This is a genomic window from Duganella sp. AC237 (assembly GCF_979254035.1).
Genome location: NZ_CEEDEW010000003.1, coordinates 6,279,379 through 6,292,712 on the forward strand (window position 1 = coordinate 6,279,379; position 13,334 = coordinate 6,292,712).

The following is a 13,334-nucleotide window of genomic DNA, read 5'->3' on the forward strand; positions in this document are numbered from 1 at the left end:
TACTACATCGTTACATCTTCCAGCGCAGGCCAACCGCGACCGAACGTCCGATCTGCAGCGTACCGAAACTGGTCGTCTGCGGATTACCCGCACTGCCGAAGTGGTAATACTGCTGCTGCATTTCGTTGGTCAGGTTGACACCGCTGATATCGACCGACATGTTGTCGTTGATCTTGTACGACACTTGCATGTCCACACTCTTTTCCGGACGACGCCAGATACCGAGCGGATTGGCAAACTGGGCGGCTTCGTTGGTGGACAGGAAGGCGGAGCGCCACACATACGACAAGCGCGCGCTGACCGGGCCCTTTTCGTAAGCCAACGTGGCATTGTAGGACCTGTTGGACACGCCGAAGAACGGTGTCTTGAGCTGGGCGACGATGTCGCCGGCATCATTGACTTCGGGCACGTTCTGCGACGACGTCAGTTTCGTAAAGCTGCCCTGGAACCCCAGGCCGTCCAGCACGCTAGGCAGCCATTTCGGGAAGTAGACCAGCCCGAGCTCGACGCCACTGATCGTGCCGTCGGAAGCGTTGACCGGCGAATTGATGACGTAGTCATAGCCATTCGTATGGTCGCCGCCCGAAGTCGAGTTGCGGAACGGGTCGTTGGCCGGATCGACGTGCACCCTGCGGCGCAAGTCGACCACCAGGCCTTCGATCTTGCGCTTGAACGCAGTACCGTAGAGCGCGCTGTCCTTCTGGAAATACCACTCGGCCGTCAGATCCAGGTTCTTCGAGCGCGTCGGTTCCAGGTCCGGATTGCCGCCGCTGCCATTGCCATAACCCACCCGGGTGACGTCGTCGCCGAGTTGCAGGACAGGATTCAAACTACCGAAGTTCGGGCGGCGCAGGGTTTGACCGTAGTTGGCGCGCAGCACGACGTCCTTGGCTGCATCGTAAATCAAGGTCGCGCTGGGCAGGAATTTGCTGGTCGACTTGCTGGCACTGGACGGCGTGACCGCCTTGGTGGTGGCGTCGACCTTGTAGAAGGTCATGTCGGTATCGACCTTGACGTAGCGCATACCGAAATTGCCGCGCAGGCGATTGCCAAACAGCTCGTTTTGGGTATTCCCCATCAGGAACAGGTTGCTGGTCTTTTCATCGACCTGGAAGGTCTTTTGCAGCCTTAGTTGGTCCGTTGTCAGGAAGTTCGCGTCGGTCGAGCTGAACATCTTGCGCCAGTCGTCGATATGGTCGCGGATGTAGTAGGCGTTGGGCTCGACCCATGCGCGCGGAACGTTCGAGATGTCCGTGCCGAAGTTCGAGTTGGTGGAGGAATACTCCGGACCCAGCGAGGCAAGGTTGCGGTTCAAGGTGCCCGACTGGTTGCGGTTGGCCTCCGACGCCTTGCGCTCGTCGAGGCGGGCGCCGAAGTGGATCGTCTGCAGCGGGCCCCAGTCGGCATCGTAGACGCCCGACAGATTGGCCGTCGCCGCGCTGCCCTTGTTGCGGTTGGCGGTATCGTAGAACTGCGCGACATTCCACTTGGTCGGGTCGGTCAGGTCGGCATTGTTGTTGTTGAAACCGAACGCCGTGTTGCCGCCGCCGGCATTGAAGTCGACGTTGATGGAGGGTGCGACGCGATCGATCCGGGTGGCGGTGAATTCCGAGTGGAAGCTGCTCGATTGGTAGGACAGATCGCCGTCCAGCCTCAGCCTGTCGCCGATATCCCACTTGCCGTTCAGGGCATACACGCGGGAATCGGTCGCCGAGGTGGTGTAGTCGCCGCTGTTGAAGCCGTAGACGTTATTGACATTGCGGCTCTTGATGATGTTCGTTCCCGGGAACGTCGTAATCGTCCCCGCAGGGTTGCTGCCGAGATCGCCCCACCAGTCGACAAAGCTGAACAGCAACTGGTTGAAGGCCTTGTCGCGATAACCGCTGTACATCGATTCGAAGGTGTAGACCGAACTGCTGTTCGGCTTCCACTGCAAGGCGAGATTGGCGGCCGGACGCTCGCGCTTGCCCTGCAGGTCGCTCTGGAAAACGGCGTCGCGCGCCAGGTAGTAAGGAAAGGCTTTGCCGTTGAAATCGAGCGTTGAACCGGCTGCCGTCGGCAAGCCGGTACGGGTGCCCGGCGTCCAGATGCTGGTGTCGGTGATGCGCTGCAAGGGCGTGTAACCGGCGGGGACTTCGGCGGCGTTGGGGCTGGTAAACGGCACCATCGCGCCCGGCGTCACGCTTTCATTACGGTACTTGGTCCGGCTGGCCGATAGATTGACCAGGGCGCCGACTTCGCCGATGCCGGTTTCCCAGCGGTTGCTGAACAAGGCGCTGACCTGGGGGTTGTATTTTTTCGCGGGATCGAGATAGGTCTCACGCGCCAAAAGCGACACTTTCGGCCCCTTGAAATCGAACGGCCGCAGCGACTTGACGTCAACCTGGCCGGCGATGCCGATCTCCAACTGGCTGGCGTCGCGCGTCTTGTAGACGTCGATCTGGCGCACCAGGTTCGAGGGAATGTCCTGCAGCGCGACCTGCGTGCCGGACGCGGTAAAAATAGTGCGGCCGTTCCAGGTGGTTTGGACGTCGGGCAGGCCACGGATGGACAAGGTGCCGACTTCGCCGCCCGAGCGGTTGGTGACCTGGATCCCCGTCACGCGCTGCAGCGCTTCGACGACGTTGTTATCAGGCAGCTTGCCGATGTCTTCGGCAACGATCGATTCCACGACCTGGTCGTTGGTGCGCTTGATCGCCAGGCTCTTGATCAGCGATGCCTTGACGCCGGTCACGACAACGGTGTCGATCGGCGCAGCCTGTTCGGCGGCCGCTTGTGCCCAGACCGAGGCGCTGGTCAGGATGCCGGCGCCGGCCAGGACCGCGACCGACAGCTTGATTTTCAGGTGGTGTGGGGATACCGCGCGGCTCCCGGTGGCAGGTACGCTCATGTCTGTCTCTCCGTAGTTATAGTTTTTTAGTGTGCGTGCACGAATTCTTGTGCTGCGAAACTATCTTAGGGACGGGACAACCAGCAAACCAATCAAATTTTTCCGGGTTGTGATATCGAAACCGTTATGACGGCCGCGCAAAAGTCACAATATTGATCCACGGCGTGGAGAGGCCGAACGGGGCCGCGCGGGGCGTGGCGGCTTGAAAAGCGACGTAATCGATGCAAGCCGCATGGACGGGCAAGGCTATCCTTGCGAAGAGCTCGCCAAGCGCCTGCGGACAACAAAAAAACCACGGGCGCCGCGTCAAAGCGTTGCGCCAATGACACGCCACGCCGGGCCCGCCCGCCGCTAGTCGGTCTTGCGCGACGCCAGCCGCGCCCGCAACTCCTTGATCTCGGCGGCGTAACTGTCGCGCGCCGTGACCGCGCCGACCAGCTCCATCTCGGCTTTGAGCCGGGCGTCGGACAACGCGGCGGCGGCCGCCACGTTGCGCTCGATCTGCGCGCGCAGGTCGGCCAGCTGGCTGTCCTTGCCCTCGATGGCCAACTGGTCCTTCGCCTTGCCCACCAGCGCGTCGGTGGCGATGTGGCGCGCGTTGCGCAGCTCGGCCTGCAACTGGTCGATCTCCTCGCCGCGCTCGACCAGCGTGGCCAGCGCCTCGTCGCGCGCCGCCGTCAGGTTGGCGATCTGGGCCAGCAGCTCCTCGCGCTCGGCCTCGAACTGCTCGCCGGACTTGAGCAGGACTTCCATATCCTCCTCGGACTGGGCCAGCGCGTCGCGCGCGCCGACGCCGGCCTCCTCGGCCAGCTGCTGCGCCCACTTGCCCAGCGCGATGGCGATCGGCTCCGGGATATCGAGCTTGGGCGCCTCGGCCGGCTTGGCGTTGCGGGCGCGCCACGCCGTCAGATGCTTGTGCACGGCGTTGACGGAGGCCCCGTCCAGCGCCGCGCTGACCGCCTCGATTGTCACCCGCTGGCCGTCGCGCTGTATCCCATCGGCCGCGGAGGCGACCTGTTCGGCTGTGACTTCTTGACGTGACATTGCGGGCTCCAGGGAAATTTAACAAATACGATCCCCACAAGATACAGATGTTGTTACGCGGCGGCAAGAGTATTCCGGAGAACGTGCGCGCCGCATACACCGTTGCTTAGTTGGTCACCACCTTGATTTGCTTGACGTCCAGGGTCGATTCGCCGAACGTTTCCTTGTCGAATTCACCGGTCAGCTCCACCAGGGTGTTCTGGTCGATCTTGGCGCCGTCCGGGAAGCGCTTGGCGTCGATCTCGACCGTCATCTTGCCGCTCTGGTCGGCGAACTCGTATTCCTCGCCGCCCTTGTGGTTGACCAGCTTGCCCTTGAGCTTGGCGTACTGGTCGTCCTTGCCCTTGGCCAGCAGATCCTTGGCGGTCATCAGCTGCACGGTCGACGGCCCGGAGTAGCCGGCCGGCGCGGCGTTGGAAGACGGTCCGGTGTAGCCGCCCGACTGCGCGACGGCAACGGCCGAACCGGCCAGCAAAGCGGTGACGAAGGAGAGTTGGAGTATGCGTTTCATGGTGTTGTCCTTTGTGGTGGTAAGTCGTTATCGGGACCTGCTGTTCGCTGCAGGCACAGACGCATTACACCGATTGGACATTAACCGTATCTTAAAGAACACACCGGCCCACCTTAGCGGGACGGCAGCTTCAGCGTGACACCCAAGCCCCGGCCGTCGAGGCCTGTGCCGAAGACGATATCGATCCCGTGCAAATCGGCGATGCGTTTGACGATCGACAAACCCAGTCCGCTGCCGCCCCGCCCCTGCCCCAGCACGCGGAAGAACCGCTCCGTCAGCCGCTGCCGGCTCGCATCGTCGACGCCGGGGCCGTCGTCGCGCACGACGATGCGGCCGCTGCCGGCGATGCGGTCCGCCGCGATCTCGACCCGGCTGCCGGCCGGGCAATAGCGCAGCGCATTGTCGATCAGGTTGCGCAGCATGATCTCCAGCATCTGCGGGTTGGCGTCCACCTGATCCAGCTCGCAGCGTGCGGCCAGGGTGATGCCGCGCTGTTCGGCCACGCCCGCATGCTCGTCGAGCAAGCGCTCGAACAGCGGCGCCAACGCCACCGGCTGGCGCACCAGTTGTTCGCGCGCCAGCGGATCGAGTCGCGCCAGCGCCAGCAGGCTGTCGACCAGCCCGGTCATGCGCGCGATATCCTGGCGCAGCTTCTGGAACGACGCGGCCAGCTCCGGATGCTGCCGCTGCAGCAACTGCACGTGCATGTGCAGCCCGGCCAGCGGCGTGCGCAGCTCGTGCGCGGCATCGGCGGTGAAGCGGCGCTCGGCTTGCAGCGCCGCGTCAAGGCGGCCCAGCACGCCGTTCAGCGCCAGCACGATCGGCAACAGCTCGCGCGGCTGACCGGCGCTCGGCACCAGCGCCAGATCGTCGGGCGTCTTGGCCGCGATGGCCGACGCGGTGCGGTGCAAGGGCTTGAGCACGCGCCCGGTCAAGACCCAGCACACCAGCGCCAGCAGCGCCAGGAAACCCAGCACCGGCAACCACAGCGACTCGGCAAGTTCCTCCAGGATATCGAAGCGCTTCTTGTATTTCTGCCCGACCTGCACCTCGAAGCGGCGCGCGTCGTCGCGCACCAGGAACACGCGCCAGCGGCGCTCGTCGACCTCGGGATCGGCAAAGCCGTGGCTGTCGTCGAAGCCGGTGACAAACGGCCGCGCCGGCGCCCCGCTGGTGCGCTGGATGACCCGGCCGTCGACGACGATCTGGTATTGCATGTCGACCTTGCGGCCGTTGGCGCCACCGGGCCGCGCCGACGCCAGCAAGCCGCGCTCGTTCCACTCGGTGGTGGCGGCCATGATCATGTAGCCGGACTCCTCCAGCGCGTCGTCGAACACCTCGTTGGTCTCGTGCCATGCGATGACGGTCACGATGCCCAGGCTGGCCAGCCACAGCACGGTGCTGGCCGCGACGATCACCGCCAGCAGGCGCCGCCGCAGCGACCACGGCGTGCGGTGCGCATCGGCCGGTTTAGTCGTCATTGTTTTTCAGCCGGTAGCCGAGGCCGCGCACGGTGACGATGCTGTCGGCGCCCAGTTTCTTGCGCAGGTTGTGGATGTACACCTCGATGGCGTTGCTTTCCACCTCGTCGCCCCAGCCGTAGAGGGTTTCCTCGATCTGGGCACGGGTGACAATGCTGTTCTTGCGCAGCAGCAGCGCGTACAGCACATGGTATTCGCGCGCGGTCAGCGCCACCGGCTGGCCGCCCAGGCTGGCCTGCTTGGTGTCGAGGTTGAGCGCGATGCCGGCGTGCACCAGATCATTGCTCACCTGATCGGCGCCGCGCCGCACCGCCGCCCGGATGCGCGCCGACATTTCCTCCAGCTCGAACGGCTTGACCAGGTAATCGTCGGCGCCAAGGTCCAGCCCCTCGACCCGGTCAGCCAGCGCGTTGAAGGCGGTGATCAGGATGACCGGCACGGCGTTGCCGGCGGCGCGCAGCTCGGCCAGCAAGGCGTCGCCAGACAGGCCGGGCAAGCCACGGTCGAGCAGCACGCAATCGTAGCGGTGGGTCATCAGCGCGGTCTGGGCCGAATCGCCGCGTTGGACCCAATCGACCGCGTGCTGGTCCAGCCGCAGCCAGGCGAGGATGGTTTCGCCCAGGGAGGTGTCGTCTTCGACTAACAGAATGCGCATAAGGGGACTCGGGCAGGAAATTGCCGCCAGTATGGCGGAAAAACGCTGTCGAGTTTGGCCCGGCAAGATGAAACGAATCTTAAAGCATGTCGTTTCTCCTCAATACGAGACGACCCCGCACGGAACCGTTGTTAGCACTGCGACGGGCAAATCGAAGGCGACAGGTTGTTACCTCTTTTAGGAATGAGTCTAATCCCGTCTAATTGAAGCCCTCCGAGTCTAATGGAGACTGAACTACGGTGGCCCGGGTCTAAAACAGGCCATGAAATCGGCAAGAGAATCTAATTTGATCTAGCCCGTCGATACAAAAATCTAAAACGAACGATATTTTTATTCCATGCTCTAATTTTTAGACCATTTTCGAAGGGGCTAATCATGGAATTTGAAGCGAAGCAAGCGATATACATCCCAGTGATTGATTACTTGAATCTAGAATTCTTTTTGATGGATACCCGTCCCGGCGTCAAGCCCGGTCCTTTTGTGGTTGAACTTGTGAAGCGCTGGCTGGCGACTGAAACTGCGCGACTAGCCCTGCGGAACGGGCAAGCGATACGCGGTTTTCAATGGAAAAATGTCTTCTTGCCGGAAGGGACGACGCTACGAACCAGCCATTGCGACGTCGTCGAATTCGCTAAAGTAGTGGGCGATCGGATCGTTTCCGAAGACGATATGTGGTTGACTCCATCCATGTTCGCCAACCGACACGCAAAAGGACGCAATGCCTGGCGCTTTGTATGGCTGCGCTTTCCCGGCAACGACCACTGGGTCCGTGCCGCAAATTACAGAAGGCATTCCGAGGATGTGGCACAAAGGCGGTCTAAAACGATGGTGGCGGCGGTCTAATGCGGTCCATTCCAACAAGGCGGTCGTCTAATCGCGTCCAGAGCTTTCAATGCAAAGACGATTTCGGTCTAATGAAGCGGACCCCGCAAGTTTTTTTGGACGCGATTAGACCGAACGAGTGCGACTTCGACCGAATTAGACTGCGTGCGCGAAGGCCCCCGGGGAGGCCCCCGGGCGAGGGCCCGGAATACCTTGTTAAAACGGCCTACTCGGAGGCGCTGTCCTCGCTCCACTTCTCAAGATTTAAGTTCGGATCCGCCTAGCGACCACCGGTCCCACAAGATCGACCATTCGTCGGATCAGCGTCGCCGAGGCGGCGGCAACAGCGTACGCTGCCCTCATCATTCAAACCAGGGAGCTCAGATGAAATTACCGACCGTCACCGCTTATGTGCTTACCTCGCTGCTTGCCACCGTTCTCGCCTCGCCCGTTATGGCCGCCGAACAGCCCGACCTGCGCGCCGAGATCCTGGCGGCGGACGCCCGCCTGTTCGGCGCCATCGACCAGCGCGATATCGCGGCCATGAAACAAGGCTTCAGCCCCCGGCTGGAGTTCTATCACGACCGCACCGGCTTGACGGGCTACGCCGACAACATCCGCATCTTCGAAAACAAATTCAAGGAACCGGGCACGTTGCGCCGCGAGGCGATGAACGACACGGCCGAGGTTTTCCCCGCTGGCCCGCACCGGGCGATGCACATCGGCAGCCACCGCTTCTGCTCAGCGGAGGCGCCCGGCGCGAAGGAAGGCTGCGGCGTCTACCGCTTCTCGATGGTCTGGGAAAAAGAAGCAGGCACCTGGAAACTGCTGCGCGTGCTGAGCTACGCCCACTGACCAAAAGCATACTAGATTGAACCGCTAGTGAACCGCATAATTCCGCGCACAGTACGACAACAAGCGGACAACATTGATATTCAGCTATATATTGTGTCCATGCCGGTTGCAAAAACGGTTCACTCAAAGGAGATCTACATGAAGAAGTTCTTGATGGCAGCAGCTTTCACCATGGCTTTCGGCGCAGCAAACGCGGCGGACATCGTCGATACCGCGAAATCGGCCGGCTCGTTCAACACACTGGTCACGGCGGTGCAAGCGGCCGGCCTGGTCGACACCCTCAAAGGTCCGGGCCCGTTCACCGTCTTCGCGCCCACCGACGAGGCCTTCGCGAAGATTCCAAAGGCCAAGCTCGACGCCCTGCTGAAGGACAAAGCCGCGCTGACCAAGGTGCTGACCTACCACGTAGTGCCGGGCAAAGTGATGGCCGCCGACGTCAAGCCGGGCAAGGTCAAGACCGTACAAGGTGAATCGCTGACCGTGACCGCCAAAGACGGCAAAGTCATGGTCGACAAGGCCCACGTCACCAAGACCGACATCGCCGCAGACAACGGCGTGATCCACGTCATCGACACGGTCGTCATGCCTAAATAAGCTTTAAAGTCTTAACGATTGCGACGGGCTGGGTTTTGCGGATGCGGAACCCAGCCCTTTTCCGTTGCGCGTTACGTGGACAAGGTCTCCAGCGCCGCCTGCTGGATCGCCTGCGTGGCCGGATGGCTGATGCGCCGCTCGGTCGTGATCGCATAGACCTGCTCGCGCAACGTAGGAATCGTGCCCACCAACACCACGCCATATTGCGAGCAAATGGTGTCGGCGATCGCCGCCGGCGCGAAGAACAGCCCGGCGCCCGACTGCCCGAACGCCTTGATCATGGCGCTGTCGTCGAACTCGCCGATCACGCGCAAACGCGGCACGTGCGTGTGCAGCCACTGCATCAGCCTGGCGTGCACGGCAAAATCCTCTCCCGGCAACAGCAGCGGCACGTTATTCAGACATTCCGGGAACGCCCCGCTCAATGTCGCCACCAAGGCCGGCGCGCCGAACACGCCCAACTCGCTTTCGCCCAGCAAGTGGTTATAGCCGCGCACGCTCAGATGACTGGGCATGGCGCGGTCGGTGATGATCAGGTCGAGCTTGTGCACGGCCATGTCTGCCAGCAACGCGGCCAGCCGCCCTTCCCTGCAGATCAGCCGCGTCGGCTCGGCCAGCGACAGCGCCGGCGCCACCAGCCGGCAGGCCACCGCCTTCGACACCGAATCGGAAACCCCGACCCGGAACGTGGTAGCTTGTGTAGCGGACTGGTCCTTAACGACTTCCAGCAAGGCGTCGCCGGCGCTGAAGATGTCCTCCGCGTGGCGCAACACGCGGTTGCCGGTCTCGGTCAGCTCCAGGCGCCGCCCGACCCGCCGGAACAGCTCGACGCCCAGGGTATCGGCGAATTCGGTGAGCTGGCCGGAGATCGATTGCGGCGTCAAATGCAGCTGCTCGGCGGCCTTGGCGATGCTGCCGCTGCGCGCCACCATCCAGAAGTAGCGCAGGTGTTTGTAGTTCAAAGTGGCCATTGGCTATCCCTCAATACATCGGTTAAATCGATGAATTAACCAAGTATATTCGAATTGTACGAATGATTGAGCGGCCCTATCATGAGTCTTGTCATCCACCAAGAAAGGAACTGATCATGAACATCGCAATCCAATCGAACGGCCTGGTCCTTACCGAGAGCCTGCGCGCCTATGTGTACCGCCGCCTGGAAACGTCGCTGGGCTGGGCACTGACCCGCCGCCTGGCCGTGTGGCTGTCGGACATCAACGGTCCGCGTGGCGGCCGCGACAAGCGCTGCAAGATTCAGATCAGCCTCGACAACGGCAAGACCGTCGTCATCGAGGACACCGAGGAAGACATGTACGCGGCGATCGACCGCGCCGCCGAACGCGCCGACCGCGCGCTGGCGCGCCAATTGTCGCGCAGCCGCGAATTCACCCACGACAAAGTGGCCACCCTGGCGCCGGCGGACGAGGACGCCGACGGCAAAGACGGGCGATAACGTAACAATCAAGCGGAGAGCGCTATATGACTGGAATCGAGAACATCGCCACCGCCCCCATGTGGGCGGGCTTCGTGGCCTTTGTGTTGCTGATGCTGGCCGTCGACCTGTGGGTCTTCGGCGGCAACAAGGCACACAAGGTCACGCTGCGCGAGGCGGGCGCATGGTCGCTGGGCTGGTTCAGCCTGGCGCTGGCGTTTAACGGCGGCCTGTGGTGGTATTTGAACGGCACCGTCGGCGCGGAAATCGCAGAACAAAAATCGCTGGAGTTCCTGTCCGGCTACCTGATCGAGAAAGCCCTGTCGGTCGACAACGTCTTCGTCTTCCTGCTGATCTTCACGGCGTTCCAGGTCAAGGCCGAGTACCAGCGGCGCGTGCTGATCTACGGCGTGCTGGGCGCGATCGTCATGCGTGCCGTCATGATTTTGGCCGGCGCGTGGGTGGTGAAGGAGTTCAGCTGGGTGCTGTACCTGTTCGGCGCGTTCCTGCTGTACACCGGCGTGCAGATGATCCGGGCCGTCGACGACGAACCGGACGTCAAGAACAACCCGGTGCTGAAGTTTGCCCGCCGCCACCTGCCGGTGTCGGAAGGCGATCACGGCGAGAAGTTCTTCGTGAAGAAAGATGGCAAGCGCTATGTGACCATGCTGTTCCTGGTGCTGATCCTGATCGAGGTGACCGACCTGGTGTTCGCGGTCGATTCGATCCCGGCTATTTTCGCCATCACGTCGGACCCGTTCATCGTGTTCACCTCGAACATGTTCGCGATCCTTGGTTTGCGGGCGCTGTACTTCCTGCTGGCCGATATCGCAGACCGGTTCCACCTGCTCAAATATGGCCTCGCACTGGTGCTGTGCTTCATCGGCTTGAAGATGCTGTTGCTGCCGTGGATACACATCCCGGTCCACATCTCGCTGTCGGTGGTGGCTTTGCTGATCGCGGGTAGCGTCGTCGCCAGCCTGTATGCGACGCGCAAGAAATAAGTTAATTGGACTATTTGAAGGAGTAACGCAATGAGACATTACGACACCGATAGCGCCAGCGCCGCTGGCCGACTCGTGGCCCTGTGCATGGTGGTTGACGGCAACATGGCGCCGTCCGAGCTGCAGGCGCTGCAACGTTCGCGGCTGCTGGAATACATCGACATCGATATCGACAACTTCCACGACCTGGTCGACGACCTGTGCAAGGACATGCTGACCACCTCCGTCAAGCACGAGCACGTGGTGCTGGACGAGCCCACCATCGACGCCCTGCTCGGCGAGATCCAGGACCCGGCGTTGCGCCGCCAGCTGCTGCGCGCCATGTGGAACATCGCAGACGCCGACGGCGTGCTGGCCGACGCCGAGGCCAAGCTGCTGTCCCGGGCCTGCGCCGTCTGGTCGGCGGAGTCGCACTTCGTCAAGGAGGAAGTCAGGCAGCTGACGCTCCGCTAAGCTGAACTGACGAACCAGGGAGCCGCCACCGCCGAAAAGCAGTGGCGGCTTTTCTCATTTTGGGAGCGGCAGCACGCCGACCGACTTGAGCGCGCCGCCCGGCTGCGCCAGCGCGACCACCATCTCGCCCTGCGCCAGGCTCTCGCCGACCAGCACGCGGATGTTGATGTCGTGCGTCACCAGCACCAGGTTGCCCGCCTCTTTTTGCGTGGACAGATAGCTCCGCAGCGCGCGCACCTTGGTCTGGCGCGCGGCGTCATCGTCGTTGAACATCGAATCGACCATCGGCTCCGATTGCACGCGTCCGAACGCCAGCTGCGCCGTATCGATGCAGCGGCACCACCGGCTCGACAGCACCTGCGACACCGGCACCTGCCGCTCGCGGAAGGCCGCGCCGATGCGGCGCGCATCCTCCCGCCCGCGATCGGACAAATTACGTTGGGTAGCGCACGCTCCGAGCTTAAAGTTTTCCGGATCGCCAACGCCCGGCACCGTCGCCGCGTGCCGCATCAGCACCACGTACCCGCCTTCGCGCAGGCGGCGCCAAAGGGCCGCGCTATCCGTCTCGCCAGCACCGGCGGGGCTTGCGCCCAGCAGCGCCAGCATTCCCATAAATGAACGACGCAGCATGACACCTCCTGAATTAGCCGATTTGGACAGTATGAGGCACAGCTCGACCGTGTGACGCGCTCTTCGCATGTGGCGTATGCTGAATGTTCATCCAATCCACTTGAGGAGCCCTCCCATGTCAGGCACATCGAAGACCTTGCGCGCCGTCGCGGCAACCTTGATGCTCACCACCGCCTTCGCCGCCTCGGCCCAGGACAGCAAGGGCAACAAGACAGAAGTGCAATGGCTGGGGCAAGCGGCCTTCAAGATCACCACGCCGGGCGGCAAGGTCATCGTCGTCGATCCGTGGCTGACCTCCAATCCCAAAACGCCGCCGGCCTATAAAAACCTGGAAGCCCTGGGCAAGGTCGACCTGATCCTCGTCACGCACGGCCACAACGACCACTTCGCCGACGCCCCGGCGCTGGCCAAGTTGAACAACGTGCCCGTCTACGGCCCGGCCGGACTGATGCAATCGGTGGCGGCGCTGGAGATCCTGCCGGCCACGCAAGCGGTACGCTTCGGCAAGAGCGGCACCGTCACGCCGCTCGGCCCCGACATCAAGATCACCGCCGTGCACGCCGAGCACAGCTCGGAGCTGGGCTGGAAGAATCCGGCCACCGGCAAGGACGAAGTGCACGTCGGCGGCGAACCGGTCGGCTACATCATCGAGCTGGAAAACGGCTTCAAGATTTATCACATGGGCGACACCGGCCTGTTCGGCGACATGAAATTCATCGGCGACTACTACAAGCCGGACCTGGCGCTGATGCCGATCGGCGGCCACTTCGTCATGAGCCCGAAGGACGCGGCGATGGCGACACGCGAATGGCTGCATCCGCGCTACGTCATCCCGATGCACTACGGCACCACGCCGCAGCTGAAAGGCACGCCGGCCGAATACAGCGCGGCGCTGGGCCACAGCAAGATCAAGGTCATGGCCATCAATCCCGGCGACAAGCTGGACTTTTAATCCCTACAAAG

Annotated in this window: 14 protein-coding genes; 7 read left to right on the forward strand and 7 right to left on the reverse strand. The window is 62.4% G+C overall.

Translation table 11 applies throughout. The features are described 5' to 3' along the window. Positions 1-10: 10 nt before the first annotated feature. The 5 genes from AC0IYS_RS27785 to AC0IYS_RS27805 all read right to left on the reverse strand — a co-directional run bounded on the left by AC0IYS_RS27785 (position 11) and on the right by AC0IYS_RS27805 (position 6,581). On the reverse strand, positions 11-2,890 hold the full coding sequence (locus AC0IYS_RS27785) for a TonB-dependent receptor (RefSeq protein ID WP_471708203.1): 2,880 nt from the start codon (positions 2,888-2,890) through the stop codon (positions 11-13). A gap of 351 nt (positions 2,891-3,241) precedes the next feature. Next, positions 3,242-3,934, reverse strand: coding sequence for a DNA-binding protein (locus AC0IYS_RS27790; RefSeq protein ID WP_471708204.1), 693 nt, complete (start codon positions 3,932-3,934; stop codon positions 3,242-3,244). 106 nt (positions 3,935-4,040) lie between these two features. Beyond that, the gene (locus tag AC0IYS_RS27795) at positions 4,041-4,445 is read right to left on the reverse strand and encodes a YgiW/YdeI family stress tolerance OB fold protein (RefSeq protein ID WP_471708205.1); all 405 of its coding nucleotides are present in this window, start codon (positions 4,443-4,445) and stop codon (positions 4,041-4,043) included. Positions 4,446-4,558: 113 nt separating this feature from the next. Beyond that, entirely contained in the window at positions 4,559-5,926 is a 1,368-nt protein-coding gene (locus AC0IYS_RS27800; protein WP_471708206.1) for an ATP-binding protein, read from the reverse strand. After that, the gene (locus AC0IYS_RS27805) at positions 5,916-6,581 is read right to left on the reverse strand and encodes a response regulator (protein WP_471708207.1); all 666 of its coding nucleotides are present in this window, start codon (positions 6,579-6,581) and stop codon (positions 5,916-5,918) included. Before AC0IYS_RS27805 ends, AC0IYS_RS27800 begins: the two co-directional genes overlap by 11 nt. Before the next feature lie 375 nt (positions 6,582-6,956). Here AC0IYS_RS27805 and AC0IYS_RS27810 point away from each other — a divergent pair, with 375 nt between their 5' ends. From AC0IYS_RS27810 to AC0IYS_RS27820, 3 genes are all read left to right on the forward strand, one after another. Continuing rightward, entirely contained in the window at positions 6,957-7,424 is a 468-nt protein-coding gene (locus tag AC0IYS_RS27810; RefSeq protein ID WP_471708209.1) for a hypothetical protein, read from the forward strand. A 363-nt stretch (positions 7,425-7,787) separates the two neighbouring features. Then, on the forward strand, positions 7,788-8,258 hold the full coding sequence (locus tag AC0IYS_RS27815; RefSeq protein WP_471708210.1) for a nuclear transport factor 2 family protein: 471 nt from the start codon (positions 7,788-7,790) through the stop codon (positions 8,256-8,258). A gap of 138 nt (positions 8,259-8,396) precedes the next feature. Then, positions 8,397-8,852 (forward strand): fasciclin domain-containing protein, encoded by a 456-nt coding sequence (locus AC0IYS_RS27820; protein WP_090326724.1) that lies wholly within the window; start codon positions 8,397-8,399, stop codon positions 8,850-8,852. Between the two features lie 71 nt (positions 8,853-8,923). Here AC0IYS_RS27820 and nhaR read toward each other — a convergent pair whose 3' ends face one another. Further along, a complete protein-coding gene (gene nhaR, locus AC0IYS_RS27825) occupies positions 8,924-9,823 on the reverse strand; it encodes a transcriptional activator NhaR (protein WP_471708212.1) in 900 nt (299 codons plus the stop codon). Positions 9,824-9,939: 116 nt separating this feature from the next. On the opposite strand from nhaR, the gene AC0IYS_RS27830 reads away from it, so the two are divergent. The 3 genes from AC0IYS_RS27830 to AC0IYS_RS27840 are packed head-to-tail and all read left to right on the forward strand — an operon-like array spanning position 9,940 to position 11,741. Continuing rightward, a complete protein-coding gene (locus AC0IYS_RS27830; protein ID WP_471708214.1) occupies positions 9,940-10,305 on the forward strand; it encodes an HPF/RaiA family ribosome-associated protein in 366 nt (121 codons plus the stop codon). A 26-nt stretch (positions 10,306-10,331) separates the two neighbouring features. Then, positions 10,332-11,288, forward strand: coding sequence for a TerC family protein (locus AC0IYS_RS27835; RefSeq protein ID WP_471708215.1), 957 nt, complete (start codon positions 10,332-10,334; stop codon positions 11,286-11,288). A 30-nt stretch (positions 11,289-11,318) separates the two neighbouring features. Beyond that, positions 11,319-11,741: a tellurite resistance TerB family protein gene (locus AC0IYS_RS27840; protein ID WP_471708217.1), complete on the forward strand. Its 423-nt coding sequence runs from the start codon at positions 11,319-11,321 to the stop codon at positions 11,739-11,741. Between the two features lie 54 nt (positions 11,742-11,795). Here AC0IYS_RS27840 and AC0IYS_RS27845 read toward each other — a convergent pair whose 3' ends face one another. Next, positions 11,796-12,371, reverse strand: a complete 576-nt coding sequence (locus AC0IYS_RS27845; RefSeq protein ID WP_471708218.1) for a histidine phosphatase family protein — start codon at positions 12,369-12,371, stop codon at positions 11,796-11,798. 160 nt (positions 12,372-12,531) lie between these two features. Here AC0IYS_RS27845 and AC0IYS_RS27850 point away from each other — a divergent pair, with 160 nt between their 5' ends. Beyond that, positions 12,532-13,323: a metal-dependent hydrolase gene (locus tag AC0IYS_RS27850; protein WP_471708948.1), complete on the forward strand. Its 792-nt coding sequence runs from the start codon at positions 12,532-12,534 to the stop codon at positions 13,321-13,323. The last annotated feature ends 11 nt before the right edge of the window (positions 13,324-13,334 follow it).